Raw genomic sequence first — 25,421 nt, forward strand, 5'->3', positions numbered from 1 at the left:
GGTGGGGCACGGTCACTCGGTGCCCTCACGGTAGAGGTCGAAGAGGCCGGGCGGCGGATCGACGACGACGTGGTCCTCGGCGACGACGGGCACGATGCGCTTGACGAACGGGACGTAGGCCGTAACGCCGTCGGTGAGCGTGAGGACGAGCCGGTCCTGTGCGGGACCGATCTCGAGTCCGCTCACGGTGCCGACCTTCTCGCCGCTCGGGTCGCGGGCCTCGAGCCCGACGAGGTCCTCCTCGTAGAAGGCCTCGTCCTCGACCTGGGGGTTCGACTCGGGCAGCACGAGCCGCGTGCCGCGCAGGCTCTCGGCGCCGCTGCGGTCGGGGATCTCCTCGAAGGTGATGAGCCAGATGCCGCGGTGCACGCGCGTCGACGTGATGGTCAGCGTGGTGGGCACGCCGGACCCCGGTTCGGCCTCGGTCTCGATGACGGTGCCGACCGCGAAGCGGGTCTCGGGGTCGTCGGTGTGCAGCTGGACGGTCACCTCTCCCCGCAGACCGTGGGGCTTGCCGATGCGGGCGAGGACGACGTTCATGGGCCGAATCCTCTCAGGTTTGGTGGCGGTCGGAGACCCGTGCGCGAAGGTCGGACGCGGGGACACGAGAGGGGCGCCCCGGTGGTCCGGGACGCCCCTCTCGGTGACTCTGTCAGAGTCGGCGCTCAGCGCACGCGGTCGGTGTCGACGATGTCGACGCGCACGTTGTTGTTGCCCGCGAGGGCGCCGACGACGGTGCGCAGTGCACTCGCCGTGCGGCCGGAGCGGCCGATGACGCGGCCGAGGTCGTCGGGGTGGACCCGGACCTCGAGCAGCTCACCGCGGCGCAGCTCCTTGCGGACCACGACGACGTCCTCGTCGTGGTCGACGATGCCCTTGACGAGGTGCTCGAGCGCCTCCTCGAGCATGCTCAGGCCTCGGCCTTCGCGGCGTCGTCGCCGGCAGCCTCGGCCGGAGCCTCGGTCGCCTCGTCGGTCTTGGCCTCGTCGGCCTTGGCCTCGTCGGCCTTGGCCTCAGCCTTGGGCTCGGCCTTCTTGGCGGCCTTCTTGCGGGGCGTCTGGCCGTCGGTGCCGGCGTCGTTCTTGCCGCCGGCAGCGGCGATCGCGGCCTCGTAGAGGTCCTTCTTCGGGGTCTTCGGCTCCTTGGTCTGGAGCTTGCCCTCGTCGACGATCTTGATGAGCGCCGCGACGGCCTCGGTCGGCTGCGCGCCCTGGCCGAGCCAGTAGTGCGCGCGCTCGATGTCGATGTCGATGAGCGACGGCTGCTCGGTGGGGTGGTACTTGCCGATCTCCTCGATGGCACGGCCGTCGCGCTTGGTGCGCGAGTCCATGACGACGACGCGGTAGAACGGTGCACGGATCTTGCCCATGCGCTTCAGACGGATCTTGACTGCCATGGTGGCGGTCTCCTCAACCAGTAGTGAGCGCGGCGAGACCGGCTGGGTTCAGCCGGGGTGCCGACGCTCGGTGTGTAGGCGTCCGGTCCAGCCTGGAGCGGCCGGACGGGTACAGCCCTCCATTCTGCCAGACCCGAAGGGGTGCTCCGGACACGCACCCCGCAGTGAGCGAAGGCGCCCGATCCGTCCGCCCGGTGGCGTATGCCGTCCGCACCCTCAGGCGTGGGCCGCGTGGGCCGCGTGGGCCGCGCGGACGGCGAGGGCGTGGCGCACGACCTCGCGACGGGACACGTCGGTGGCGCCCTCGAGGACCGGCACTCCGGCGGGCTCGAAGCCCGCGCGGGCCAGGCCCATCCGCAGCTCCGGGGCACCGAGCCGGCACTCGACGACCCCGCCGACGGGTGAGACTCGGAGCAGCTCGAAGAGCGTCGCCGTGCTCTCGACGACGGACGCGGAGTAGAGCGGGATCCCGAGCTCGGCTGCCAGGGCCGAGGCGAGGCTCGTGCCGCCGTAGGCGCCGAAGGCCGTGGACCCCGAACCGCTCACGACGCAGGCGATGCGGCGGTGCCCGTGCGGTCGGTAGGGCACGGCCGGCCAGTCGGTGGACAGCAGGGTGAAGCGGTCGTGGTCGCGCCAATCCCGCCGCCCGTCGATGCCGGGCAGGTGCAGGAAGTCGCGCGAGAAGCCCTCGTGGACGAAGCCGAGCGAGCGCACGAGCCCGGCCGAGCGATGGTTGGCCGGCTGGATGTTCGCCTCGACGCGGTGCAGGCCCATCCCGTGCGGCTGGTCGGCGAAGACGACGTCGAGCGTGAGACGCACGCCCTCGACGAAGAGCCCGCGGCCGGCATACGGGTCGTAGGAGTCGTAGCCCACGGTCGCGCTGCGGAAGGCCCCCTCGACGACGTTCGCGACGTTGATCCGCCCGACGAGGCCGTGCGAGCCCTCGGGGTCGAGCGCGTGCACCATGAAGGTCCGGTAGGTCGGCGACTGGTTGTCGATGACGACCGGGAGGTTGTGCGGGTTCGGCATCGCGAAGTCCGCGAGGCGCCGTTCCGAGAGGGTCACGGCTGCGGCATACGACTCGATGTCGGCCGTCGACGGGGGACGCACCTCCACGCGCTCTCCCACGGCGCTGAGGGGCGGCTCGTCGGCGGCGGGCTCGGGCCGGTGCTCAGACGACAACGCGACCTCGCAGCACGACACCCTGCGGGTCGCCGACGACGGTGACGTCGGCGATCGGGTCGGCGGCGTAGACGACGAGGTCGGCGTCCTCCCCCTCGACGATCCCGGGGCGTCCGAGCCACTCGCGCGCACCCCACGTCGCGGCCGCGACGACCTCGGCGTTCGTGAGGCCAGCCTTCGTCAGCTCGACCATCTCCTGTGCGACGAGACCGTGCGGGAGGCTGCCACCGGCGTCGGTGCCGACGTAGATCGGCACGCCGGCCTCGTGCGCCGCGCCGACCGTGGCGTAGCGCCGCTCGTGCAGGTCGAGCATGTGGCGGTGGTAGTCGGGAAACTTCGCCTTCGCCGGCTCCGCGAGGTCGGGGAACTGCGCGATGTTGACGAGGGTCGGCACGATGGCGATGCCCTGGGCGGCGAAGGTGTCGATGGAGTCCTCGCGCAGGCCGGTCGCGTGCTCGATGCAGTCGATGCCGGCGGCGGCGAGGTCGCGCAGGGACTCCTCGCCGAAGCAGTGCGCCGTGACGCGGACCCCCTCCTCGTGCGCGGCCGCGACCGCGTCGGCGACGGCCTGTCGCGACCAGCTCGGCGCGAGGTCGCCGACGTCGCGGTCGATCCAGTCGCCGACGAGCTTGACCCACCCGTCGCCACGGTGAGCCTCGAGCCGGACGTGGCGGACGAGCTCGTGCTCCTCGACCTCGTGGGCGTAGTTGCGGATGTAGCGCCGGGTGCGGGCGATGTGGCGACCGGCGCGGATGATCTTGGGCAGGTCGTCGCGGTCGTCGACCCAGTGCGTGTCGCCGGGCTGCCCCGCGTCGCGGATGAGCAGCGTGCCGCGGTCACGGTCGGTGATCGCCTGCTGCTCGGCCACCTCGCGCGGCACGCCGCCGTGCGGCCCCAGACCGACGTGGCAGTGGGCGTCGACGAGGCCCGGCAGCACCCAGCCCTCGAGCGTCTGCACGTCGCTCCCGTCGCTCGGCGGCGTGAACGACACACGTCCCCCGATGACCCACAGCTCGTCGACGACGTCGTCGGGACCGACGAGCACCCGACCGCGGACGTGGAGCACCGGTGCACTCATGGCACCGACCCTAACCTCCGTCGCGCGCCAGATCCGTGAGGACGTCCGCCCAGTGCGCCAGGAGCGTCGAGAGGTGTCCGGCGCCCTCCCGGACGACGAGCCGCGAGGTCGGCAGGTGGGCGTGCAGCCACTGCCCGTGCTCGAGCCCGACCGTCCGGTCATGGTCGCCGTACCAGAGGTGGACCGGGGCGCGGACGTCCCCGAGGTCGACGTCCCAGCCGGCCGTGAAGGCGAGCGCGTCCCGCGATACCCCGCGGTAGGAGGGCACTCCGGGGCGGCCGCTGCCGGTCCACGGCTCGAGGATCTCGGGCGACTCGAAGCCGCCCACGCGGACCGTCGCCCGAGCACCCGATCCGCGCCGCCCTCCCCCGTCGGTCATCGCGCCGTCCTGGAGGGTGACCGCCGCGTCGAGGTCGCCGGCGAGCGCCGCGCGGACGGCGGGGTCGCGGGCCGCGGACGGGTCGAGCTCGAGCAGCGGCCCGACCCCGGCGACGACCCCGACCACGCGCACGCGCTCGGGCAGGACGGCTGCGGCCGCGACGGCATACGGCCCTCCCCCGGAGACGCCGAGCACGGCGAAGGCGTCGATCCCGAGTGCGTCCGCGACTGAGCCGGCGTCCGACCCGACGGAGGTCAGCGTCGTGGGTCCGTCCGTCGAGCCGCCGTAGCCCGGACGGGAGAACGCGACCAGCCGGACGCCCGCGCGGGAGGCCGCCCCGTCGCCGAGGGCGGCCTGCAGCCGGCCGCCCGGCGTGCCGTGGAAGAAGACGAGCGGGACGCCCTGCGGGTCACCGCCGCGCCACACGTCGACACGCCGCCCGTCGGGCAGCCGCACCCGCGAGCGTCCGTCGGTGGTGACCACGCATCGAGCGTATGCCGCCCGGCGTGCACCGTCACGGGCGTCGAGATGCCACGGTGGCCGGGCACACCCGAGACCGTCCGCCGCCTGATCAGCGGACTGATGGGGAGAACGGACCAGACAGCGGATCAGTCGGCAGTTGGCGCAGCCCTGGCGACTCCACACGCCGACTGATCTGCCGACTGACGGCGAGAACGGACCAGACAGCGGATCAGTCGGCGGTTCGTGCACCCGTTACGCGCGAACGCACGCCAGTCCCCCCGAGGTCAGGCTGCCCACGCAGTGTCAAGCGGAGTGGCCACGACGTCGGGCCTGGGGCGCCGGCGCGCCCGTTCTAGTCCCGCCAGGACCGCCTCGAGCGCGGCACGAGGGCGTGAGCTGATGAGGCTGGGCGTTACTGGCACGACCTCGACTCCCGCGTCACGCAGATCCTGGTCTGCGAGCACCGTCGCGTCCCAGTCGAGGACCCCCGAGTGGAAGCGTCTCGAGTGGACCATCACGGCCAGACCGACGTCATCGGCCCACAGGTCGGGGGTGGTCAGCCGGTTGCCCCCGCCGTCCTTGAGTTCAGGGTTGGCCCACATGCCGGCCGTCTGCGGCGAGTGTCGCAAGATGTCGGCGAGCTCGGCCTCTGGCAGGGACCATGCCCCGGCGGCAGCCTCTGCAAGAGCGGCCTTCAGTCGCACAGTGCCGTTTCGGCGACGGACACCAACCCAGTGCTGCACGTCGGACAGGCGCACGAAGCGTTCCTGTACCGATCCGACAATGATCGCCCGAGCAGTGCGGTCGTCCACTGCGTCGGCCGCTGCATCGACGATCGCACGCGCGCGGCACGACATCCGGACACCGTCGCGCTCGATGGTGCGCTCGTTGGTGAGTTTGGTTGCGGCGATGGACACCCACATGACTCGACGCGAGCGCTGGGGATACGGCACGTACAGCTTGACGGGTGCACCGACCACTGACCGCGACCCCAGACAGGCGAGTGCCGTGTCGCCACGCATCCACGCAGCCGGACCCGCGTACAACTGAGCCGCGACGAGCCGTTGACGGTCGGTCGGCTGACCGGTGTTGAGCATCAGCACGCCGGGCAGCAGCGACCTCCAGTGCCTCGCGCTCTGCCAGCGGATCAGGCCGGCGGGGACGCCGGCCTCCAGGAGCTGAGTACGCGAAAGGACACCTAGCTGGGTGTCGGACAGGGCACGGATCTCATCAGGGAGCTGCATGCGATCGACGGTGGGACCGCAGCGGGCGCCGGGCAACAGAGGGTGCCCGTGCCGGTGGATGACGACGTCAAGACGCAGAGGATGTGGACGAGCATCGGATCGCGCATGCCCGACCCGATCAGCCTGCGCATCAGGCGGCACTTGCCGTTGTAGGGGCAGCACCACACGCCGACTGATCCGCCGTCTGATGGCGGATAAATGAGGTGGCGAATCAGTCGGCGTTCTGGGTGGTGGTGATGGGGGTGGCGTGAGGCGTCGTCGGTCCCTCGGCGTCCGGAGAAGCCACCGGGTCCGGCCCGAGCCACCTCGCCGCGCCGTGCCTCAGCGACCGCCGAGGAACTTCTCGAAGCCCTTGGGGAGGTTCGACGGGTCGAAGCCGGCCAGCGGGTCCTCCTCGGCGGCACCGGCGCCGTTGGAGCCGCCCGCACCCGGCGCCCCGAAGGCGCTGGCCGCCGACGCGGCACGCCCGGAGGCAGCCTTCTCCGCCGCAGCCCGCTCCTCGGCGGCCCGCTTGGCGGGGTTGCCACTCTTGCTCTTCTTGCGCTGCGGCTGCTGCTGCTTGCCGCGCTTGCCCGCGCCGGGGATGCCGGGCATGCCCGGAAGGCCACCCCCGCCGCCGCGGGCCATCGACTTCATCATCTTCTGGGCCTGGCCGAAGCGCTCGAGGAGCTGGTTGACCTCGGTGACCGTGACGCCGGAGCCCTTGGCGATGCGGGCGCGGCGCGAGCCGTTGATCTGCTTGGGGTGGGTGCGCTCGAAGGGCGTCATCGAGCGCACCATGGCCTCGACGCGGTCGAACTCACGGTCGTCGAAGGCGTCGAGCTGGTCCCGCATCCCCTGCATGCCCGGCATCATCTTGAGCATCGACTTGAGCGAGCCCATCTTCTTGATGGCGTTCATCTGCGAGAGGAAGTCCTCGAAGGTGAAGTCCTCCTCCGCGAGGAACTTGCGGGCCATCTCGTCGGCCTCGCGCTTGTCGAACGCGCGCTCGGCCTGCTCGATGAGCGTCAGCACGTCACCCATGTCGAGGATGCGGCTCGCCATGCGGTCCGGGTGGAAGACCTCGACGTCGGTGACCTTCTCACCGGTCGAGGCGAACATGATCGGCTCGCCGGTGATCTCGGCCACCGACAGGGCCGCACCACCGCGGGCGTCGCCGTCGAGCTTGGACAGGACGACACCGGTGAAGGCGACGCCCTCGTGGAAGGCCTGGGCCGTCTCGACGGCCGCCTGGCCGATCATCGCGTCGATGACGAAGAGGACCTCGTCGGGCGCGATCGCCGAGCGGATGTCGGACGCCTGCTGCATGAGGTTGGCGTCGACGGCGAGCCGGCCTGCGGTGTCGACGATGACGACGTCGTACTGCTTGGCCCGGGCCTGCTCGATGCCCATCCGCGACACGGTGACGGGATCGCCGAACGACCGGGTGCCCTCGCCGGAGTCGAGGACCGCGTCGTGGCCGCCCATGTTGCCGCGCTCGGGCGCGAAGACGGGGACACCGGCGCGCTCGCCGACGACCTCGAGCTGGGTGACGGCGTTGGGGCGCTGGAGGTCCGCGGCGACGAGGAGGGGCGTGTGGCCCTGGTCCTTGAGCCACTTGCCGAGCTTGCCGGCGAAGGTCGTCTTGCCGGAGCCCTGGAGGCCGGCGAGCATGATGACCGTCGGCGGCTGCTTGGCGAAGCGGATGGTGCGTGTCTGCCCGCCGAGGATCGCGACGAGCTCCTCCTGCACGATCTTGACGACCTGCTGGGCGGGGTTGAGGGCCTGGCTGACCTCGGCACCGAGGGCGCGCTCGCGCACCGACGCGGTGAACCGCTTGACGACGGGCAGGGCGACGTCGGCGTCGAGCAGGGCCAGGCGGATGTCGCGGATCGTCGCGTTGACGTCGGACTCCGTGAGCCTGCCCTTGCCGCGGAGGTTCTTGAACGTCGCGGTCAGGCGGTCAGACAGGGATGCAAACACCCGGCAAGGTTATCCGCTCCGCCGACCACTTCCGACTCGGCCGCCTCCCGCGGGGCCGAGGGCGTGTGCCGCCGCGTAGGGTCGCGCACGTGAGTGACCCCAGCGCCCAGCCGTCCACGACCCCGCCGTTCATCGACAAGATCGCGTGGATCCACCTCGAGGAGCGCCGGCTCCTCACGGCTCGCAACGCCGGTCGGGACCGCTTCTACTTGCCGGGTGGCAAGCGCGAGCCGGGCGAGAGCGACCTCGAGACGCTGGTCCGGGAGCTCGACGAGGAGCTCGCGGTGTCCGTCGACCCGGCGACCGCGGCGCACCTCGGCACGTTCGAGGCGCTCGCCGATGCCCGCACGGACGGGCTCGTGGTTCGCCTCACCTGCTACACCGCGACGCACACGGGCGCGCTCGTGCCGTCGCGGGAGATCGACGAGATCGCCTGGCTCACGGCCGGCGACGGCGACCGGGTGTCGGCCGTCGACCGGCTCGTCCTCGACCACCTCCACGACGCAGGCCTGCTCGACTGACGAGTCGACCGACAGGACGCTCGCGCGCGGCCACGCTCGGTCGGCCACCGGAGACGCCTTCGTTCCCGTTGGCCGACCCGTCGGGTCAGTCGGCGTCGCAGGTGTCGATGATCATCGCGACGGCCTGGGCGGCGCGGGCGGGCGCCAGCTGGCCCCCGCCGAACTCGGTCACGTAGAACGTGTCGAGCGTCTGGCCGGCATACGTCGCGATGTGCGCGGAGCGCACCGACAACGACGCCCGGGCGAGGGTGATGCCGATGTCCTGGAGCAGTCCGGGACGGTCGGTGGCGCGCACCTCGATGACCGTCGCGGTGTCGGACGCGCTGCTGATGACCATCGCGCGCGTCGAGTCGACGGACCCCGAGCCCGGGCTGCGTACCCCGCCCGATTTGCGCCGCTGGAGCTTGCCCAGGGGCGAGCGGTCCCCCTTCGCGACGCGGACGAGGTCGCGCGAGATGACCTCGGGCAGCGGGGTCTCGCTGCCCGGTGAGTCGACCCACCACTCGTTGACGGCGAGGCCGTCGATGGTGCGGACGATGGCCGAGCGCACGACGAAGCCGTGGGCGGCGAGCAGCCCGGCCGTGTCGGCGAAGAGGCCGGCGCGGTCGCGGTCGATGATGTCGATGCGGTGAGCGCCACCGAGGGATGTCACGGTGACGTAGGGCTCTCCGGACGCGATGCGGCCCCGCGCGTCGTCGGAGAGCGGCAGGGTCTCGATCGGTTCCACGACGACAGGCCCCTCTCCCTGGGTCTGGGCGGTCTGGGCGGTCAGGGCGGTGCGGCAGGCTTGGTAGAGGCGCTGGACGAGACCGGCGCGCCAGTCGCTCCAGGCCTTGGGTCCGGCGGCCGACGCGTCCGCCTCGGTGAGGGCACGCAGGAGGTCGAGGGTCATGGCGGACCCGTCCACGGCCTCGGAGAGGGCGGCGATGGTGGCCGGGTCCTCGGGGTCGCGTCGGGTCGCGAGGTCGACGAGGGTGAGGTGCTCACGCACGAGCCGCACGATGATCAGGCGGTCGGCCTCGGTGACGCCCATCCGCTGCAGCACCGTGCCGGCGAGCTCGGCGCCGGTGACGCTGTGGTCCTGCGACCCCGGCACCTTGCCGATGTCGTGGAGCACGGCGGCGAGCATGAGCAGGTCGGGCCGGGCGACGTCGCGGACCATGCCGCTGGCCGCCACGACGGTCTCGATGAGGTGTCGGTCGACCGTGTGCCGGTGCACGGCGTTGCGCTGCGGACGGCTGCGAACGGCTCTCCACTCGGGGATCCACCGCTCGACGACACCCGCGAGATCGAGGCCCTCCCACACCGTGACTAGCCCGGGGCCCGACGCGAGCAGGTCGGCGAAGAGGTTGCGGGCGACCTCCGGCCAGGGCTCCGGCAGGACCGGGGCGGTGCCGGCGAGGTTCTTCAGCGTCGTCGGCGAGAGGGGTATGCCCCCGCGCGCGGCCACGACGGCGGCGCGCAGCGGGATGATCGGGTCGGACGAGAGGTCTGCGGACGGTCCGAGGACAGCCTCGCCGTCGTGCCGGTAGAGGCCGTAGCCGAGCGGTGCCAGCTGCGGACGACGCGGGCCGACGCGCAGGGTGCGGGCACGCTGGGACTGCATCGCCCGGCGCAGGGTGCCGTCGACGGCATACGCGATGGTGCGCGCCGACGTCGAGAGGTCGGTGAGGAGGTCGTCGGCGTCGGTGTAGCCGAGCAGCGCGGCGCACGCGTCCTGGTCGTCGCGGGTCAGCCGGTCCCTCCCCCGCCCGGTGACGACGTGGATGGCGTCACGCACGTCGAGGATGCGCTCGTAGGCCTCGTCGACCTCGCCGTGCGGCCGGTCGGTCAGCCACGCGGCGGTGAGGGCCCGCAGCACCGACATGTCGCGGAGGCCGCCGTGGGCCTCCTTGAGGTCCGGCTCGATGAGGTGGGCGAGGTCGCCCTGGCGGGCGTGGCGCTGGATCACCGACTCGTGCATCTCACCGAGCCGGGTGCGGGCGTTGGCCCGCCAGTCGTGCGCCACGGTGGACCGGGCCGCGTTGACGACATCGGCATCCCCGGCCACGTGGGTGAGGTCGAGCAGCCCGACCGCCGCGGAGAGGTCGTCGGACGCGACGGCCCGGCACTCGGCCACCGTGCGGACACTGTGGTCGAGCCGGACTCCGGCGTCCCAGATCGGGTACCAGAGCTTGTCGGCGAAGGCGCCGACCTCCTTGCCCGACAGGCCCCGTGGGTGGTGGACGAGCACCAGGTCGTAGTCGCTGAGCGGTCCGCCGTCGCCGCGGGCGAGCGACCCGACCGCGGCGAGGGCGACTCCCTCGTGACGACGCCCCGCGCAGGCCTCGCGCCAGAGCTCCTGGAGCCACCCGAACCCGAACTCCGCGAGCGCCCGGCGGCGGGTCGGGCCCGCGCCGGGCGTCGCGAAGGTTCGGGTGCCGGCGAGGTCCAGACGTCGTGAGGTCACATCCGTCATGTCAGGTCTCGCCGTCCCCTTGAGTTGCGTGTGGTGATTCTTCGGTGCTGCGCGTGGACCGCCGACGCTCAGAGAGCGTCGACGCCCCGCTCGCCGGTGCGGACCCGCACGACCTCCTCGACCGGGACGGACCAGATCTTGCCGTCACCGATGCGACCGGTCTGGGCCGCCTTGAGGATGACCTCGAGGACGTCCGCGGAGTCGACGTCGTCGACGAGGACCTCCAGGCGCACCTTCGGCACGAAGTCGACGGTGTACTCGGCGCCGCGGTAGACCTCGCTGTGGCCGCGCTGGCGGCCGTAGCCGCTGGCCTCGCTGATGGTCATGCCAGCCACCCCGAAGGCTTCCAGCGCCTCCTTGACCTCGTCGAGCTGGTGCGGCTTGATGATGGCAGTGATGAGCTTCACGCGGATGCCCCTTCCTTGGAGGACGGCTCGTCGGCGACGGGCTGTCGGGTTCGTTCGGCCACGACGCCCGAGGAGGGCAGGCTACGGCTGCCACCCGTGAACGAGCCCAGGTCGTACGCGGTCTCCGCGTGCTCCAGCAGGTCGATCCCGCTGACCTCTTCCTCCTCGGAGACCGTGAAGCCCATGGTCTTGTGCAGGACCCAGCCGATGATGAAGGTCACCACGAAGGAGTAGATCAGCACCGCGAAGGCGCCGAGAGCCTGGGCCCCCAGCTGGCCGAAGCCTCCGCCGAGGAGGAGACCGTCGTTCATGCTGAGGCCGGCCGTACCGGTCGGGCTGTTGGTCGCGTCGGCGAGGAAGCCGATGAGCAGCGTGCCGATGAGGCCGCCGACGAGGTGCACGCCGACCACGTCGAGGCTGTCGTCGAAGCCGAACCGGAACTTGAGTCCGACGGCCAGGGCGCAGCCGACGCCGGCCGCGAGACCGACGACGAGGGCGCCCCACGGGGAGACGGTGGCGCAGGCCGGGGTGATGGCGACGAGACCGGCGACGACACCGGATGCCGCGCCGAGCGAGGTGGCGTGGCCGTCACGGATCTTCTCCGTGATGAGCCAGCCGAGCATGGCTGTGCAGGTCGCGCCGAGGGTGTTGACCCAGACGCCCGAGGCCAGGGTGCCCGCGCTGAGGGCCGAGCCGGCGTTGAACCCGAACCAGCCGAACCAGAGGATGCCGGCACCGATCATGACGAGGGTCAGGTTGTGCGGACGCATCGGCTCCTTGGGCCACCCGACCCGCTTGCGGAGCAGGATCGCCAGGGCGAGGCCCGCGATACCGGCATTGATGTGGATGGCCGTGCCACCGGCGAAGTCGTACGCGCCGGCGCCACCGAGGAAGAGGCCGTCCGCCTTGTTGGCGATCCAGCCACCCGTCTCGGCCGCGAAGCCGTTGAAGGCGAAGACCCAGTGGGCCGCGGGGAAGTAGACGAGGGTCGCCCAGATCACCGTGAAGACGGTCCAGGTGACGAACTTGGCCCGGTCGGCGATCGCGCCGGAGACGAGGGCCACGGCGATGATCGCGAAGACGACCTGGAAGGCGACGAAGGCCCCGCCGGGGATGCCGCCTGCCGCTGCGGTGCCCGCGGCCGCGTCGGCCGGTACGTAGCCGTAGATGGCATCGAGCACGCCGGTGAGCCCGAAGTGTTCGAAGGGATTGCCGATGAGACCGCCGCCGACGTCGTTGGCGAAGGTCTCGCTGTAGCCCCAGAGGATCCACACCGTGCCGACCGTGCCCATCGTGATGAACGACATCATCATCATGTTGAGGACGCTCTTGGTGCGAACCATGCCGCCGTAGAAGAGGGCGAGACCGGGGGTCATGAACAGGACCAGTGCGGCCGCTGCGAGGACCCACGCGGTGTTCCCGCTGTCGGTGAACGGCGCGTCTGCCGTCACGAAGGTAAGTGCGCTCATGGCGAGAACGATGGACGGGGCTAATTTCGGGCGACCGCGTCGTTTGTTACAGCCGTGTCAACAACCGGTGGGCGGTGTTAGCGGATGGTTTCCCCCACCGGGGCCGTCCGGATCGTGGACTCCCCCGCTCGCCCACCGGACGCGGGGAGCACGTATGCCGCCCGGCTGGGCCGGGCGGCATACCGGCATGAAGGGCGGGAGCGGTTGCAGGCTCACGCTGCCGCCCTTCCCGGGCTCCAGTGCGGAGATGTGCGGAGTCCGTCACATGACGATGGCGTCGACGAAGGCCTCGGGGTCGAAGGGGGCCAGGTCGTCGGGGCCCTCGCCGAGGCCGACGAGCTTGACCGGCACACCGAGCTGGCGCTGGACCGCCACGACGATGCCGCCCTTGGCGGTGCCGTCGAGCTTGGTCAGGACGATGCCCGTGACGTCCACCGCCTCGGAGAAGACCTTGGCCTGCTGGAGACCGTTCTGCCCGGTCGTCGCGTCGAGGACGAGGAGCACCTCGTCGATGGGGCTCTGCTTCTCGATGACGCGCTTGACCTTGCCGAGCTCGTCCATGAGGCCGACCTTGTTGTGGAGGCGTCCGGCGGTGTCGATGATGACGACGTCGACCTCCTCCTCGAGGCCGGCCTTGACGGCGTCGAAGGCGACAGCGGCAGGGTCGGCGCCGTCCTTGTCGGAGCGCACGGTGGCGACTCCGACGCGGGCTCCCCACGTCTCGAGCTGGTCGGCGGCCGCGGCGCGGAAGGTGTCGGCCGCACCGAGCAGGACCTCCCGGTCCTCGGCGACGAGGACGCGGGCCAGCTTGCCGACGGTCGTCGTCTTGCCGGTGCCGTTGACGCCCACGACGAGGATGACGGCGGGGCGGTCGCCGATGCGGCTGCTCGCGATGCGGCGGTCCATGTCCGGCTGGACGAGGGCGAGCAGGTCGTCGCGGAGCCAGCCGCGCACCGTGGCCTCGTCGGTGGTGCCGTCGATCCTGACGCGGGTGCGCAGCGAGTCGACGAGCTCGGTCGTGGCCTCGACACCGAGGTCGGAGGAGATGAGGGTGTCCTCGACCTCTTCCCAGGCCTCCTCGTCGAGCTTGCCTCGGGAGAGCAGGGCGAGCAGTCCCTGGCCGATGGAGGAGTTGGACCGGGCCAGACGGGCCCGCAGGCGCTGCAGGCGACCCCGTGCGGACTCCGGTCGCTCGAGGGTCGGCTCAGGGGCCGGCGCCGGCGCCGTGGGAGCCTCGGGCTCGAGCGTCGTGGTCGTGGGCGGGCCTGCGGGCGGAGCGACGGTGTCGGTCGAGTCGGTGGGCGGCCGGCGGTCGAGGTCCTCGCCCGGCAGCCCCGGGCGGGCCGGGGGGGCCTCGCGCTCGATGGTGCGGCCGCGGCCGCGCACGAGGCTGACGCCGTAGGCGACCGCGCCGACGAGGATGGCGACGCCGATGATGACGTAAGTCCAGACAGTGTCCACGTCAGCCATCCAACCACGCGGGCGACGCGGTCCCGGACGTCGCGACCGGGCCTCGAGCACCCGCGCCGGCGGGGCCGGACACGGCTCGGCCACCGGGGGTCCCGGTGGCCGAGGAGGTTTGGGCAGGCGGTCGAGCGCGGCTAGTGCGTGCGGGCGCGCGGACGACCGAGGGTGCCCGCGCGGCGACGTGCCGAGCGTGCGACCCCTTCCCCCTTGGCGGTGAGCAGGTCCCGGCCGCCGCGGTGCGCAGGCACCGCGACGACGCCGACGACCGCCACAGCGAGCACGGTGACGACGAGCATCGAGATGACCAGGTAAACCATGTGACAAGAGTGACGTATGTGACCCCTGTGACGCAAATAGCACCGAGTGACGATTTCGCACCCCGAGGCGCCGACGCGAACCCCGGCCCGCGCCCCGAGGGCAGGCGGACGGAGGGCGTATGCCGTGTCGTCAGGCGGTTCGCTCGGCGACGTCGCGCAGTCGCTGGGACACGACCGTCGTGACGCCGTCGCCGCGCATGCTGACGCCGTAGAGGGCGTCGGCGATCTCCATCGTCTTCTTCTGGTGCGTGATGACGATGAGCTGCGAGCTGTCGCGCAGCTCCTCGAAGAGGGTGATGAGACGGCCGAGGTTGGCGTCGTCGAGCGCGGCCTCGACCTCGTCCATGATGTAGAAGGGCGAAGGCCGCGCCTTGAAGATCGCGACGAGCAGCGCCACGGCGACGAGTGACCGCTCGCCACCGGAGAGCAGCGAGAGCCGCTTGATCTTCTTGCCCGGCGGCCGCGCCTCGACCTCGAGACCCGTCGTCAGCATGTTGGACGGGTCGGTGAGGACGAGACGTCCCTCGCCACCCGGGAAGAGCCGCTGGAAGACGCGCTCGAACTGGACCGCCGTGTCCTCGAAGGCCTCGGCGAAGACGCGCTCGACGCGCTCGTCGACCTCCTTGACGATGTCGAGCAGGTCACGCTTGGAGTTCTTGAGGTCCTCGAGCTGCTCGGTGAGGAACTTGTGCCGCTCCTCGAGCGCCGTGAACTCCTCGAGCGCGAGCGGGTTGATGCGACCCAGGGCGTTCAGCTTGCGCTCAGCCTGGCGCAGTCGCTTCTCCTGGGCCTCGCGGACGAAGGGGACCGGATCGGGCTGCGGCGCGTCCGGGTCGGCGTCGGGGTCGGGCACGGCCGGGACGAGCTGGTGCGGACCGTACTCCTCGACGAGGTCGGACGGCGAGATGCCGAGCTCCTCGACGGCCTTCGTCTCGAGCTGCTCGATGCGCAGCCGCTGCTGGGTGCGCGCGACCTCGTCGCGGTGGACGGTGTCGGTGAGCTCGCGCAGCTCGGCCTGCAGCGTCGCGATGTCACGGCGCACGACGGCGAGCTCGGCGTCCCGCTCGGTGCGCTCGGCCTCCCCGGCGGCGCGGGCGCGACCCGCCTGCTCGGCCGACTCGGCGAGCAGCTCGTGCGCCCAGGCCGCCGCGGTGCGGACGGCCCCGGCGACGGCGGCCTCGCGCTGACGTCGGGCCCGCTTCTCGGCGAGGCGCTGGCGAGCCTCCTCCTCGTGGCGGGCGCCCCGCTCGAGCGCGTCGGCGCGGTCCTTGAGGGCGCGCGCGCGCTCCTCGCGGGTGCGCAGCGACAGACGCAGCTCGGTCTCGGCGGCCCGGGCCTCGCGGGCCACGGCCTCGAGCCGGTCGCGCTCCTCGGTCGACGGCTCGTCGGCGAAGTCGCCCTCACCGCTCGCCGCCTCGAGCCGCTCGAGCAGGGCGGCGTGCTCGGTCTGGTCGGCCTCGAGGGCCGCGGTGGCGTCGGCGATCGCCTTCTCGGTGCGCTCCACCTCGGAGCGTGCGGCCCGCAGGGTCTGGCCGAGCGAGCCGAGCTTCTCGGCGATCGCGGCCATCCGGGCATCGCTCTCGTTGAGGCGCTCGAGGGCGGCCTCGACGGCGTCGGCGAGCTCGGCGCGCTCCGCGTCGGCACCCGAGACGCGGAAGCGGGCCTCCTCGCCCTCGCGGGTGGCCCGGGCCATGGCGTCCTGGGCGTCGTCGAACGCGGCCTGCAGCTCGAGCAGGCTGGGCGCCGTCGTGCTGCCGCCGCGGACCGCTCCGGGAGCGTAGACGTCGCCACCACGGGTCACGGCGGTGACCCCGGGGTGGGTGCGCACGAGGGTGCGGGCAGCCGCACCGTCGGGCACGAGGGCGACGCGCTCGAGCACCTGCTCGACGGCGGGGCGCACCGAGTCGGGGCACTCCACGACGTCGCGGACCCAGCGGGCGTCGCCCGTCAGAGCCGGCCACGACGTGGGGTCGACGCCGGTCGCGGACTCCGCGACGAGAAGGCTGGCGCGGCCGTTGTCGCCGTCACGCAGCGCGTCCAGCGCCGCCGCGGCAGCGTCGAGCGAACCGACGGCCAAGGCCTCGGCAGCCGTCCCCAGGGCGGCTGCCACGGCGTTCTCGAGCCCGGGCTCGACGGTCACGAGCGACGCGACGGAGCCGAGGATGCGGTGACCCTCGTCGGCTGCGGCGAGCAGGGCAGCCGCGCCGTCCTTGCGGCTCAGGCTGAGCCCGAGGGCCTCGACGCGGGCGGCGGCCGTGGTGCGGGCACGCTCGGCGGTCGCTTCGGCCTCCTTCCAGCGGGCGAGCTCGGCGTCGGCGGCGTCGAGGCGCGCGGCCGCCTCCTCGTAGGCGGTGTCGAGCCCCTCCTCGCCCTCCTCGTCCTGGGCGACGCTGGACTCGAGGCGGGAGAACTCGTGCTCGGCCTCGGCGGCGCGGGCCTGGGCGGCCTCGATGGTGCCGCGGAGACGTCCGACCTCGGCCTCGCGGGCCTCGATGCGTGATGCCTTGGCGCCGACCTGGCCGCCGAGCTTGGCCAGGCCCTCCCGCCGGTCAGCCGCGGCCCGGGCCTCGCGCTGGAGGCGGGTCGTCTCCTCGGCGTGACCGCGCTCGGCCTCGGTGCGGGACAGGACGGCGTTCTCGAGGGCGGCCTTGGCCTCGGCGATCTCCTCGAGGAGGAAGGCCTCCTGCTCGCGGACGTCGGCGGCCTGGGCGCGCAGCTGCTCGGGGTCGCGGCTCTGGCCGGGGGCCTCGGGCTCGTCGTCCTCGCTCAGCAGTCGCACGCGCTCGGCGGCGAGCGACCGGGTCGAGGCCATCCGCTCGACGAGCCGGCCGAGCGAGACGTACTCGTCCTGGGCCCGGGTCAGGGCCGGACGAGCGGCCTCGGCGGCCTCCTCGAGGGTGGAGAGCCGGTGGCCGAGGTCGCCGATGGACGCCTCGACCTCGGAGCGGCGCTCGATGAGGGCGGACTCGTCGGCGACCTCCTGCTCGAGCGTCGACGTCAGCTGGACGAGGTCGTCGGCGACGAGACGCAGGCGCGCGTCGCGGGCGTCGGTCTGGATGACGGCCGCCCTGCGCGCCGTCTCGGCCTGACGCCCGAGCGGACCGAGCTGGCGGCGGATCTCACCGGTGAGGTCCTGGACCCGGGTGAGGTTGGCCTCCATCGTGTCGAGCTTGCGGAGTGCGCGCTCCTTGCGCTTGCGGTGCTTGAGGACGCCCGCCGCCTCCTCGATGAACCCGCGGCGCTCCTCGGGGGTCGCGCGCAGCACGGTGTCGAGCTGGCCCTGGCCGACGATGACGTGCATCTCGCGGCCGATGCCGCTGTCGGAGAGCAGCTCCTGCACGTCGAGCAGGCGGCACGGCGTGCCGTTGATGGCGTACTCCGAGCCGCCGTTGCGGAACATCGTGCGGGCGATCGTCACCTCGGTGTAGTCGATCGGGAGCGCGCCGTCGGTGTTGTCGATGGTCAGGGCCACCTCAGCGCGGCCGAGCGGCGCACGTCCGGACGTGCCGGCGAAGATGACGTCCTCCATCTTGCCGCCGCGCAGCGACTTGGCGCCCTGCTCCCCCATGACCCAGGCGAGCGCGTCGACGACGTTGCTCTTGCCGGAGCCGTTGGGGCCGACGATGCAGGTGATGCCGGGCTCGAGACGCAGGTGGGTCGCCGAGGCGAAGGACTTGAAGCCCTTCAGGGTGAGGCTCTTGACGTACACGACCCGAGAAATCCTTTGTCCAGCCAGCCAGCGATCCCGGTCAGCGTACTAGTCGTGGGCCCGTGCTCCGGGGAGGTGAGCGCCTGCGCGTGCGGGGACGGACGGCATACCGTGGTCGGGTGGATGCCGAGGAGCGCGCTGCGCACGACGAACACACGGTCACCTCCCTCGAGCGGCTGCTCGAGGTCTACCCCACGGCGCCGGCCGCCAACAGCCTCGCCAAGGAGTCCGCGACCATCACGGCGAGCCACGCGCGGATCATCGAGGCGGCGCCCTTCGTCGTCGTGGCCACGGTCGGTGACGGCGGCCTCGACCAGTCGCCGCGCGGGGACCGTCCCGGATTCGTCGTCGTGCGCGACGAGCGCACGCTCGTCATCCCAGACCGCCGTGGCAACCACCGCCTCGACACCCTGCGCAACGTCGTCGCCGACCCGAGGGTGGGCCTGATCCTCCTCGTGCCGGGCCTCGGCGAGGAGCTGCGCGTGCGCGGCACCGCAGTGATCTCGACGGACCCGGACGAGCTGGCCCGCCACGAGGTCAAGGGCGTGCTGCCGGCCTCGGTGCTCGTCGTGTCCGTCGAGCGCGTCTACTTCCAGTGCGCGCGTGCGATCAAGCGAAGTCGCTTGTGGGACAGCGAGTCCCGGGTGGACCCGAAGACCCTGCCGACCGCGGGGGCGATGACGCGTGAGGCCGGCGGGTTCGCCTCCGACGCCGAGGCGGCAGCCTATGACGAAGCCCTCGACGCACGGCAGGACGCGACGCTCTACTGAGGGCGGCGCCGGTGCGACCCGTCGCCATCCGGCACGAGGCCTACGAGTCGCCGTTGGCGATGCGCTCGTGGTGGTGGATGACCTCGGCGATGATGAAGCCCAGGAACGCCTCGGCGAAGACGGGGTCGAGGCCGGCGCTGTCGGCGAGCGCCCGCAGCCGCGCGATCTGGCGCTCCTCGCGCTGCGGGTCGGCGGCAGGTAGGTGCTGCTCGGCCTTGAGCCGGCCGACCTGCTGGGTGCACTTGAAGCGCTCCGCGAGCAGGTGGACGAGCGCGGCGTCGATGTTGTCGATGCTGCTGCGCAGCCGAGCGAGCTCGGCGGGGACCTCGGGCACGTCGCTCACCCGGCCAGCCTAGGCGGGTCAGCGTTCGACGAACCCGGAGATTCCGTCCCTCGGAACGCCCTGCTGCACGACCACGCTCTCGACGTGTCCCGGTCGTCTGGTCGTCGAGGGAGACTCGCGCAGCAGCGCCTCGAGCGCGTCGACGTCCTCACGGCGGCCTTGGGCGACGACCTCGACGCGGCCGTCGGCGGTGTTGCGGGCGTGACCGTCCAGACCGAGCTCGAGCGCCCGGGCTCGGGTCCACCAGCGGAACCCCACGCCCTGCACCTGCCCGCGCACGAACATCGTCACGCGCACGGGCGCGCCGGCCCCCTCGGCATCCTGCTCGTCAGCCACCCCGACACGGTATGCCGCGTGGCGCCGCAACGGGAGCCCCACGCGTACCTATGCTCACAACAGGCACGGCGGTGACTCCACTCACCGCGGCCCACGGAAGGAGCGACGTTGACGACGTCGGCGATTTCACGGGCGGCTGGCACGGGTCAGACCGCCGACACGGCCACGGGGGCCACCCCCCGATCGGGGCGTGCTCCGTCGGGACGCCCCGCTCGGATCGAGGGCCTGGACGGGCTGCGGGCCCTCGCCATCGTCGGGGTCCTCGTCTACCACCTCAACGCCTCGTGGCTGCCGGGCGGCTTCCTCGGCGTCGACGTCTTCTTCGTCGTCTCGGGCTTCCTCATCACGACGCTGCTCGTCCGCGAGCACCACCGCACCGGCCGGATCGCGCTCTCGCAGTTCTGGGTGCGACGCGCGCGCCGGCTCGTGCCCGCCCTGGTCCTCTGCGTCGTGACGAGCGTGCTCATCGCACGGGCCGTCAGCCAGGACCTCCTCGTCGACATCGGCCGGCAGATCGTCGGGGCCCTGACCTTCTCGACGAACTGGGCGGAGATCACGGCTGGCACGAGCTACTTCGACCAGACCGCGCCGCAGCTGTTCATGAACTTCTGGTCGCTGGCCGTCGAGGAGCAGTTCTACCTGCTCTGGCCGCTCGTGACCCTCGCCCTGCTCGCGGTGTCGAGCCGGGTTCGCGTCGGGGTGGCGGTGGCCGTCGGGGTGGGCTCGTCACTGCTCATGGCCCTGCTCTTCACGCCGGGCACCGACGCCACGCGCGTCTACTACGGCACCGACACCCACGTCGTGGGGCTCATGGCGGGAGCCGCTCTCGCCTTCGCCTGGGCCAGCCCGCAGCTCGCGCTGTGGGTGGCGCCCTCGCGGTGGGGTCGCTTCGGGTCGTATGCCGTCCCGCTGGCCCTCGTGGTCCTGCTCGCCGAGATGGTCCTCCTCGACGAGCAGTCCACCGTGACCTTCCGCGGCGGGATCGTGCTCGCGTCGCTCGCGACGGCGGTCCTCGTCATGGGTGTCATCGAGCGACGCCCCGACCGGGTCACCGGCGTGCAGCGGGTCATGCGGCACCCGGTCGCGGGCTGGGTGGGCGCCCGGTCCTACTCCATCTACCTCTGGCACTGGCCCGTCATCCTGCTCGTGGCGCTCGACAACCCGTCGGCGCCCGGCACCACGTCGCACCTGCTGACGCGGCTGTGGTGCGTGCTCGTGACGGTCGCGCTCGCCGACCTCACGTTCCGCTTCGTCGAGACGCCGTTCCGCACCCTCGGCTTCCGGGGCGTGGCGACGCGGCTGCGCGGGCAGGTCTCGAGCCTGACCCGACGTACCAAGCAGGTCGTCGGCGCGGGCGTCGCCGCCCTGGCCGTCATGACGGCGGTCATCGTGCTCACCGCCCCCGACCAGAGCGAGACCGCGCGCATGCTCGCCGCCAACGAGGCGGCCGCCGAGGCCATGGCGAGCCACTCCCCCGCGACCGCGGCGCCCGGTTCGGCGACGTCGCATCCCGTCGCGACGACCGGTGCGAGCCCGTCCTCGTCGGGAGCGGCGTCCGCCGCCCAGGCCTCGTTCACGATGCCCTCCGGGCCCGAGATCGACGCGTACGGCGACTCGATCATGGTCGGCAGCCTCCAGGCGCTGCGCTACTACTTCCCGGGCATTCGCATCGACGCGAAGTCCAACCGTCGCTGGTCCGACGGTCTCGCCGAGGTCTCCGCGCGCGGTGACGGCAACCGGCGCGCGATCATCCTCGCCTTCGGCACCAACGCCGGCGTCGACGAGGACCGCGTCAAGCAGGTGCTCGACGTGCTCGGCTCCGGCCGCATGGTCGTGCTCGTCAACATCATGGGACCGTTCGCCCGCGTCGACACCGACAACGCGACGCTCGACCTCATCGCCCGTGGGCGGCCCAACGTCATCGTGGCCGACTGGGCCGATGCCATCCGGGCCCACCCCGAGCAGGTCCAGTCCGACCGCATCCACCCGACGATCAAGGGTGCGCACCTCTTCTCCAAGACGGTGCGACAGGCCATGGCCGACCTGTCGCAGCGCAGCACCGGCAAGGCGGTCGTGCTCAAGGACCTCCCGATCCCGTGAGCGTCGGGCCGGCGCGCGGACCCTCCACGACGGGGGAGCTCCTACCGGGAGCCCGCACTGTGCGGACCATCGCCATCGTCTCGCCGGGGGCCATGGGGGCGGCCCTGGGGCGTGCGTGGGCGGCCGGGGGCACCAGGGTCGTCGCGACCGTGCGAGGACGCAGCGACCGCACGGCCGCCCTGGCCACCGGCCTGGAGCTGCTGCCCGACCTCGAGGAGGTCGTCGCGGCCGTCGACCTCGTCGTCAGCATCTGCCCTCCCGCAGCTGCCGACGCAGTGCTCCGATCCGTCATCGACGCGGCCAGGGCGACCGGTTCGACGCCGCTGCTCCTTGACGCCAACGCCGTGTCGCCCGACCGGGTCTCCGGCCTCGCGGACCGGGCGGCCGCCGCGGGCCTCGACCTCGTCGACGGGTCCGTCAGCGGCGGTCCGCCGGAGCCGGACGGCGACACGATGCTCTACCTCTCCGGCGTCCGCGCGGCCGAGGTGGCTCGGGTCCCGGCCCTCGGGCTGAGACGGCGCATCGTCGGCGACCGCGTCGGCCAGGCCTCAGCGGTGAAGATGTGCACGGCGTCCGTCTACAAGGGCACGACGGCCGTCTGGGCGCAGGCCCTCCAGACGGCCGAGGCCCTCGGGGTGCTCGCGCCGGTCCTCGACGACCTCGCAGAGGAGCTCCCTGCCCAGGTCGAGGGCGCCGCCCGACGGGTCGCCGTGGCTGCGGCCAAGAGCGGGCGCTTCGTCGACGAGATGGAGAGCATCGCGTCCACCCAGCGCTCGGCCGGCGTCTCGCCCGAGCTCTTCGAGGGGATGGCCGCGGTCTACCGACGGCTTGCGACCACGCCGCTGGCGGCCCTCAGCCCGGAGGAGGCACGCGGCCTCACGGACCTGCGCGAGGTCCTGTCCCGCCTCACCTGACGCCGCACGCCCCGGCTCGTCGTGCGTGGGATCGCGCAGGCCGGGTGGCTGGGGTGCCTCAGCGGCGGGATCTCACGTCTGATCGCTCGCACCTCCGCGCGGCTCGGCTCGCGACGTCACGGGTTCAGTCCGGCTCGACGGGGTCGCCGACCTGCAGCACGGCACCGTCGGCGAGCGGCAGCTCCGGCGTGAGTCGGATGCCGAACCACGTGGCGCCGTCCCACTTCCGGTGTCGGGCGAGGGTGCGGATCGGCTCCTTGGCGGTGCGCAGGGCGACCCGGTCGACCGTCGTCATGACGCAGCGGTCGCACACCATGGTCGCGCGGAACGGCACGCCCCCGATGCGGACCGTCGTCCAGGCGTCCTCGGCAAACGGCTCGCTCCCGGAGACGACGACGTTGGGCCGGAAACGGTCGTGCCCCAAGGGATCTCGGGGCTCCTCGCCGCGCTCGGCCGCTGTCTCCAGCAGCCAGTCGTTGAGCCTGGCGAGGGACGACTCCGACGTGACGTGGAGGGGTGCGGCGTCGGACAGCGAGTTGCGGTCGCCGTCGGCGCCGCCCATGTCCGGACGGATGGGCCGGTGCGTCTCGTCGTCCTGCCACACGAGTCGGAGCGGGCGGCCGACCAGGGCGGTCAGCCAGGCGTCGGCGTCAGCGCCCGCGGGGAGCGCGTGGTCCTGCCCGGAGAACGCGACGGGGACCGGCGCAGCTCCCCGTGGCGGGGCGAGCTCGAGCGCGTCGGCGCCGGGTGCGACGAGGCGCACTCCCCCGCCGTCGAGCGGCTCGGCCCGCAGGCCGAGGAGCGCGTGCTGCTCGCGCGCCGTGACCTTGGTGCCTTCCGGATCCACGACGGCCCAGCGCCGGTCGCCGTGCAGTCCGCGGGTCTCGACCCACGCCTCGTCGAGCGGGACTCCGGCGAGCGACTTGACGGGGTAGACCGTCAGTGCCGTGACGTGCAGGCCGTGAGGCCCCGCCGCGGTCACTCGGCGAGCCACGCGGCATACGCGTCGAACGTGTAGGGACGGCCGAGGAAGTCCTCGACGAGGTCGGCCGCGTCGCGTCGCCCACCCTGCGCGAGGACCTTGTCGCGGTAGGCACCGGCGACCTCGGGGTCGAAGAGGTCACCCTTGTCGAAGGCCGAGAACATGTCCTTGGCGATGACGAGCGACCACATGTACGTGTAGTACGCCGAGCTGTAGCCGTCGAGGTGACCGAAGTGGCACTGCATGTGCGTGCCGTCGAGGTACGGGAACACGGAGTAGCGCTCCATGAGCTCACGCAGGCGGGCCGTGAGGTCGTCGGTCTCGTTGACGTGGAAGTCGTAGGAGAGCGCGGCGTAGAACATCTGCGTCCGGGCGTCGTAGCCCTTGCCGAAGTCGTCGGCCCGGCGCATCGCCTCGACGAGCTCGGCGGGGATGGTCTCGCCCTCGGCGTTGCGGGCGAAGGTCGCGAGCACGTCGGCGTCCCAGGCCCATTCCTCGAGCATCTGGCTCGGGGCCTCGACGAAGTCCCACTCGGTCGCGACGCCCGAGAAGCGCACCCACTCGGTGCGGCCGGCGAGCACGTGGTGCACGAGGTGGCCGAACTCGTGGAAGAGGGTGACGACCTCGTCGTGCTCCATGAGGCCGCGGTTGAAGTTGCACACGAGCACGCCCTCGGCGAGTTGCGTGCCGGCGACACCGCGCGCGAGGTCGAACTGGGCCGCGTGCTTGTACTTCCCGTCGCGGGGGTGCAGGTCGAGGTGGATGCGGCCGATGCGCTCGCCGTGGAAGGAGACGTCGTAGGTCGTGACCTCCTCGTGCCACGTGCGGGCGTCCTCGCGCGGCACCGGCGACCACTCGAGCCCGAAGAGTCGGCCGGTCACGTCGAGCAGCCCCTGGCGCACCGACTCGAACGGGAAGTACGTGCGTACGCGCTGCGCGTCGACGGCGAGGTCCTCCTTGCGGACGAGCTCGGCGTAGTAGGAGACGTCGGCCCCGTCGATGTCGGTGGCGTCGGGACGGTCCTGGCGCAGACGCTCGAGCAGCACCGCCTTGTCACGCTCGGCGCTCGTGGCCGACAGCTCGGTGATGCGGTCGATGAACTCGCCGATGGCGTCGCCGCTGCCGATCATCTTGACCTCGGCGTCGTAGTCGGCCCAGGAGGCGTAGCCGAGGAGAGCGGCGTGCTCGCGCCGGACGGAGAAGATCTCCTGCAGGACGCGGTCGTTGTCCGGCCACGCGATGGTGAGGAACTCGGTGACGAGGTCTCGGCGGGCCTGCGCGTCGTGCGCGAAGGTCCGGAAGGGCACGACGTCGGGGTAGTCGGTCGTCACGGTGACGAGGCCGTCGTCGTCGACCGGGTGCGCCTCGATCCAGTCCTGCGGCATCCCCGCGAGCCGGTCGGGCGTCACCCGGATGCTGCGGACGTTCTCGCGGATGTTCTTGCTGAACTCCTGGCTGAGCAGGATCGCCCGCTCGCTCAGGGCACGGAGGCGGTCGCGAGCATCCTCGTCGCGGTCGACGCCCGAGCGACGGAAGTCGCGCAGCGTCCGCTCGAGCACCCTCGTCGCGTCGGCGTCCAGGCCGCTCGCGTCGAGCCCGGCGAGGACGGCATACAGCTGGGTGTCCAGACCGAGATCCGTGTCGAGCTTCTGCACCTGCTGGGCCACGGACTCGGCGCGCTCGCGCACGGTCGAGTCGGGGTGCACCTCGGAGAAGAGCGACCCGACGGACGCGGCATTGGACAGAGCCGTCTGTGCGTCGTTCCAGACGCGGAGCGCCTCGAGCGGCTCCTTCGGAGGGTCGCTGCGCAGGCCTTCGACGAGGGACCGCGCCAGCGCGAGCTGCTGCTCGCCGCGGGCGCCGACCCAGTCGAGCCAGTCACTGTCGAGGGGCAGGGGCAGGTGCGTGGGCTCCGTGGTCACAGA

Annotated in this window: 22 protein-coding genes; 4 read left to right on the forward strand and 18 right to left on the reverse strand. The window is 72.2% G+C overall.

Annotated elements, in window-relative coordinates; genetic code table 11:
* Positions 1-12: 12 nt before the first annotated feature.
* The 8 genes from rimM to ffh form a co-directional block, all read right to left on the reverse strand.
* The gene (gene rimM, locus NR112_RS02845) at positions 13-540 is read right to left on the reverse strand and encodes a ribosome maturation factor RimM (RefSeq protein ID WP_256792465.1); all 528 of its coding nucleotides are present in this window, start codon (positions 538-540) and stop codon (positions 13-15) included.
* Positions 541-665: 125 nt separating this feature from the next.
* Positions 666-908 (reverse strand): RNA-binding protein, encoded by a 243-nt coding sequence (locus NR112_RS02850; RefSeq protein ID WP_020142764.1) that lies wholly within the window; start codon positions 906-908, stop codon positions 666-668.
* Positions 909-910: 2 nt separating this feature from the next.
* Positions 911-1,396 carry a 30S ribosomal protein S16 gene (gene rpsP, locus NR112_RS02855; protein ID WP_256792466.1) on the reverse strand — a complete coding sequence of 162 codons (486 nt, stop codon included), beginning with the start codon at positions 1,394-1,396 and terminating at the stop codon, positions 911-913.
* Between the two features lie 216 nt (positions 1,397-1,612).
* Positions 1,613-2,512, reverse strand: a complete 900-nt coding sequence (locus NR112_RS02860; protein ID WP_256792467.1) for a GNAT family N-acetyltransferase — start codon at positions 2,510-2,512, stop codon at positions 1,613-1,615.
* Positions 2,513-2,567: 55 nt separating this feature from the next.
* Positions 2,568-3,656 carry an amidohydrolase family protein gene (locus tag NR112_RS02865; protein ID WP_256792468.1) on the reverse strand — a complete coding sequence of 363 codons (1,089 nt, stop codon included), beginning with the start codon at positions 3,654-3,656 and terminating at the stop codon, positions 2,568-2,570.
* Between the two features lie 10 nt (positions 3,657-3,666).
* A complete protein-coding gene (locus NR112_RS02870; RefSeq protein WP_256792469.1) occupies positions 3,667-4,518 on the reverse strand; it encodes an alpha/beta fold hydrolase in 852 nt (283 codons plus the stop codon).
* A 263-nt stretch (positions 4,519-4,781) separates the two neighbouring features.
* Positions 4,782-5,741, reverse strand: coding sequence for a hypothetical protein (locus tag NR112_RS02875; protein WP_256792470.1), 960 nt, complete (start codon positions 5,739-5,741; stop codon positions 4,782-4,784).
* Between the two features lie 321 nt (positions 5,742-6,062).
* Positions 6,063-7,703, reverse strand: a complete 1,641-nt coding sequence (ffh, locus tag NR112_RS02880; RefSeq protein WP_256792471.1) for a signal recognition particle protein — start codon at positions 7,701-7,703, stop codon at positions 6,063-6,065.
* Between the two features lie 89 nt (positions 7,704-7,792).
* Here ffh and NR112_RS02885 point away from each other — a divergent pair, with 89 nt between their 5' ends.
* Entirely contained in the window at positions 7,793-8,224 is a 432-nt protein-coding gene (locus tag NR112_RS02885; protein ID WP_256792472.1) for an NUDIX domain-containing protein, read from the forward strand.
* 85 nt (positions 8,225-8,309) lie between these two features.
* On the opposite strand, the gene NR112_RS02890 is transcribed toward NR112_RS02885, so the two are convergent.
* From NR112_RS02890 to smc, 6 genes are all read right to left on the reverse strand, one after another.
* Complete coding sequence (locus NR112_RS02890) at positions 8,310-10,682, reverse strand: [protein-PII] uridylyltransferase (protein WP_256792473.1); 2,373 nt, start codon at positions 10,680-10,682, stop codon at positions 8,310-8,312.
* 68 nt (positions 10,683-10,750) lie between these two features.
* Positions 10,751-11,089, reverse strand: a complete 339-nt coding sequence (locus tag NR112_RS02895; RefSeq protein WP_020142775.1) for a P-II family nitrogen regulator — start codon at positions 11,087-11,089, stop codon at positions 10,751-10,753.
* Positions 11,086-12,558 (reverse strand): ammonium transporter, encoded by a 1,473-nt coding sequence (locus tag NR112_RS02900; protein ID WP_256792474.1) that lies wholly within the window; start codon positions 12,556-12,558, stop codon positions 11,086-11,088. Before NR112_RS02900 ends, NR112_RS02895 begins: the two co-directional genes overlap by 4 nt.
* Positions 12,559-12,819: 261 nt before the next feature.
* Positions 12,820-14,028 (reverse strand): signal recognition particle-docking protein FtsY, encoded by a 1,209-nt coding sequence (gene ftsY, locus NR112_RS02905; protein WP_256792475.1) that lies wholly within the window; start codon positions 14,026-14,028, stop codon positions 12,820-12,822.
* 131 nt (positions 14,029-14,159) lie between these two features.
* The gene (locus tag NR112_RS02910; protein WP_020142778.1) at positions 14,160-14,342 is read right to left on the reverse strand and encodes a hypothetical protein; all 183 of its coding nucleotides are present in this window, start codon (positions 14,340-14,342) and stop codon (positions 14,160-14,162) included.
* Positions 14,343-14,472: 130 nt separating this feature from the next.
* A complete protein-coding gene (smc, locus tag NR112_RS02915; protein WP_256792476.1) occupies positions 14,473-18,051 on the reverse strand; it encodes a chromosome segregation protein SMC in 3,579 nt (1,192 codons plus the stop codon).
* Between the two features lie 119 nt (positions 18,052-18,170).
* Here smc and NR112_RS02920 point away from each other — a divergent pair, with 119 nt between their 5' ends.
* The gene (locus NR112_RS02920) at positions 18,171-18,821 is read left to right on the forward strand and encodes an MSMEG_1061 family FMN-dependent PPOX-type flavoprotein (protein ID WP_256792477.1); all 651 of its coding nucleotides are present in this window, start codon (positions 18,171-18,173) and stop codon (positions 18,819-18,821) included.
* Between the two features lie 40 nt (positions 18,822-18,861).
* On the opposite strand, the gene NR112_RS02925 is transcribed toward NR112_RS02920, so the two are convergent.
* Both NR112_RS02925 and NR112_RS02930 read right to left on the reverse strand, forming a co-directional pair.
* Positions 18,862-19,164 (reverse strand): chorismate mutase, encoded by a 303-nt coding sequence (locus NR112_RS02925; protein ID WP_256792478.1) that lies wholly within the window; start codon positions 19,162-19,164, stop codon positions 18,862-18,864.
* 18 nt (positions 19,165-19,182) lie between these two features.
* Positions 19,183-19,500 (reverse strand): acylphosphatase, encoded by a 318-nt coding sequence (locus NR112_RS02930; RefSeq protein ID WP_256792479.1) that lies wholly within the window; start codon positions 19,498-19,500, stop codon positions 19,183-19,185.
* 108 nt (positions 19,501-19,608) lie between these two features.
* Here NR112_RS02930 and NR112_RS02935 point away from each other — a divergent pair, with 108 nt between their 5' ends.
* Positions 19,609-21,600 (forward strand): acyltransferase family protein, encoded by a 1,992-nt coding sequence (locus tag NR112_RS02935; RefSeq protein ID WP_256792480.1) that lies wholly within the window; start codon positions 19,609-19,611, stop codon positions 21,598-21,600.
* Positions 21,597-22,514, forward strand: coding sequence for an NAD(P)-dependent oxidoreductase (locus tag NR112_RS22830; RefSeq protein ID WP_256792481.1), 918 nt, complete (start codon positions 21,597-21,599; stop codon positions 22,512-22,514). The genes NR112_RS02935 and NR112_RS22830 overlap by 4 nt, the downstream gene beginning before the upstream one ends.
* Before the next feature lie 124 nt (positions 22,515-22,638).
* On the opposite strand, the gene NR112_RS02945 is transcribed toward NR112_RS22830, so the two are convergent.
* Both NR112_RS02945 and NR112_RS02950 read right to left on the reverse strand, forming a co-directional pair.
* Entirely contained in the window at positions 22,639-23,508 is an 870-nt protein-coding gene (locus tag NR112_RS02945; protein ID WP_256792482.1) for an MOSC N-terminal beta barrel domain-containing protein, read from the reverse strand.
* A complete protein-coding gene (locus NR112_RS02950; protein WP_256792483.1) occupies positions 23,493-25,418 on the reverse strand; it encodes a M3 family metallopeptidase in 1,926 nt (641 codons plus the stop codon). Before NR112_RS02950 ends, NR112_RS02945 begins: the two co-directional genes overlap by 16 nt.
* Between the last annotated feature and the right edge of the window lie 3 nt (positions 25,419-25,421).

Origin of the sequence: Terrabacter sp. Ter38 (genome assembly GCF_024519435.1) — a bacterium.
Classification (GTDB): domain Bacteria; phylum Actinomycetota; class Actinomycetes; order Actinomycetales; family Dermatophilaceae; genus Terrabacter.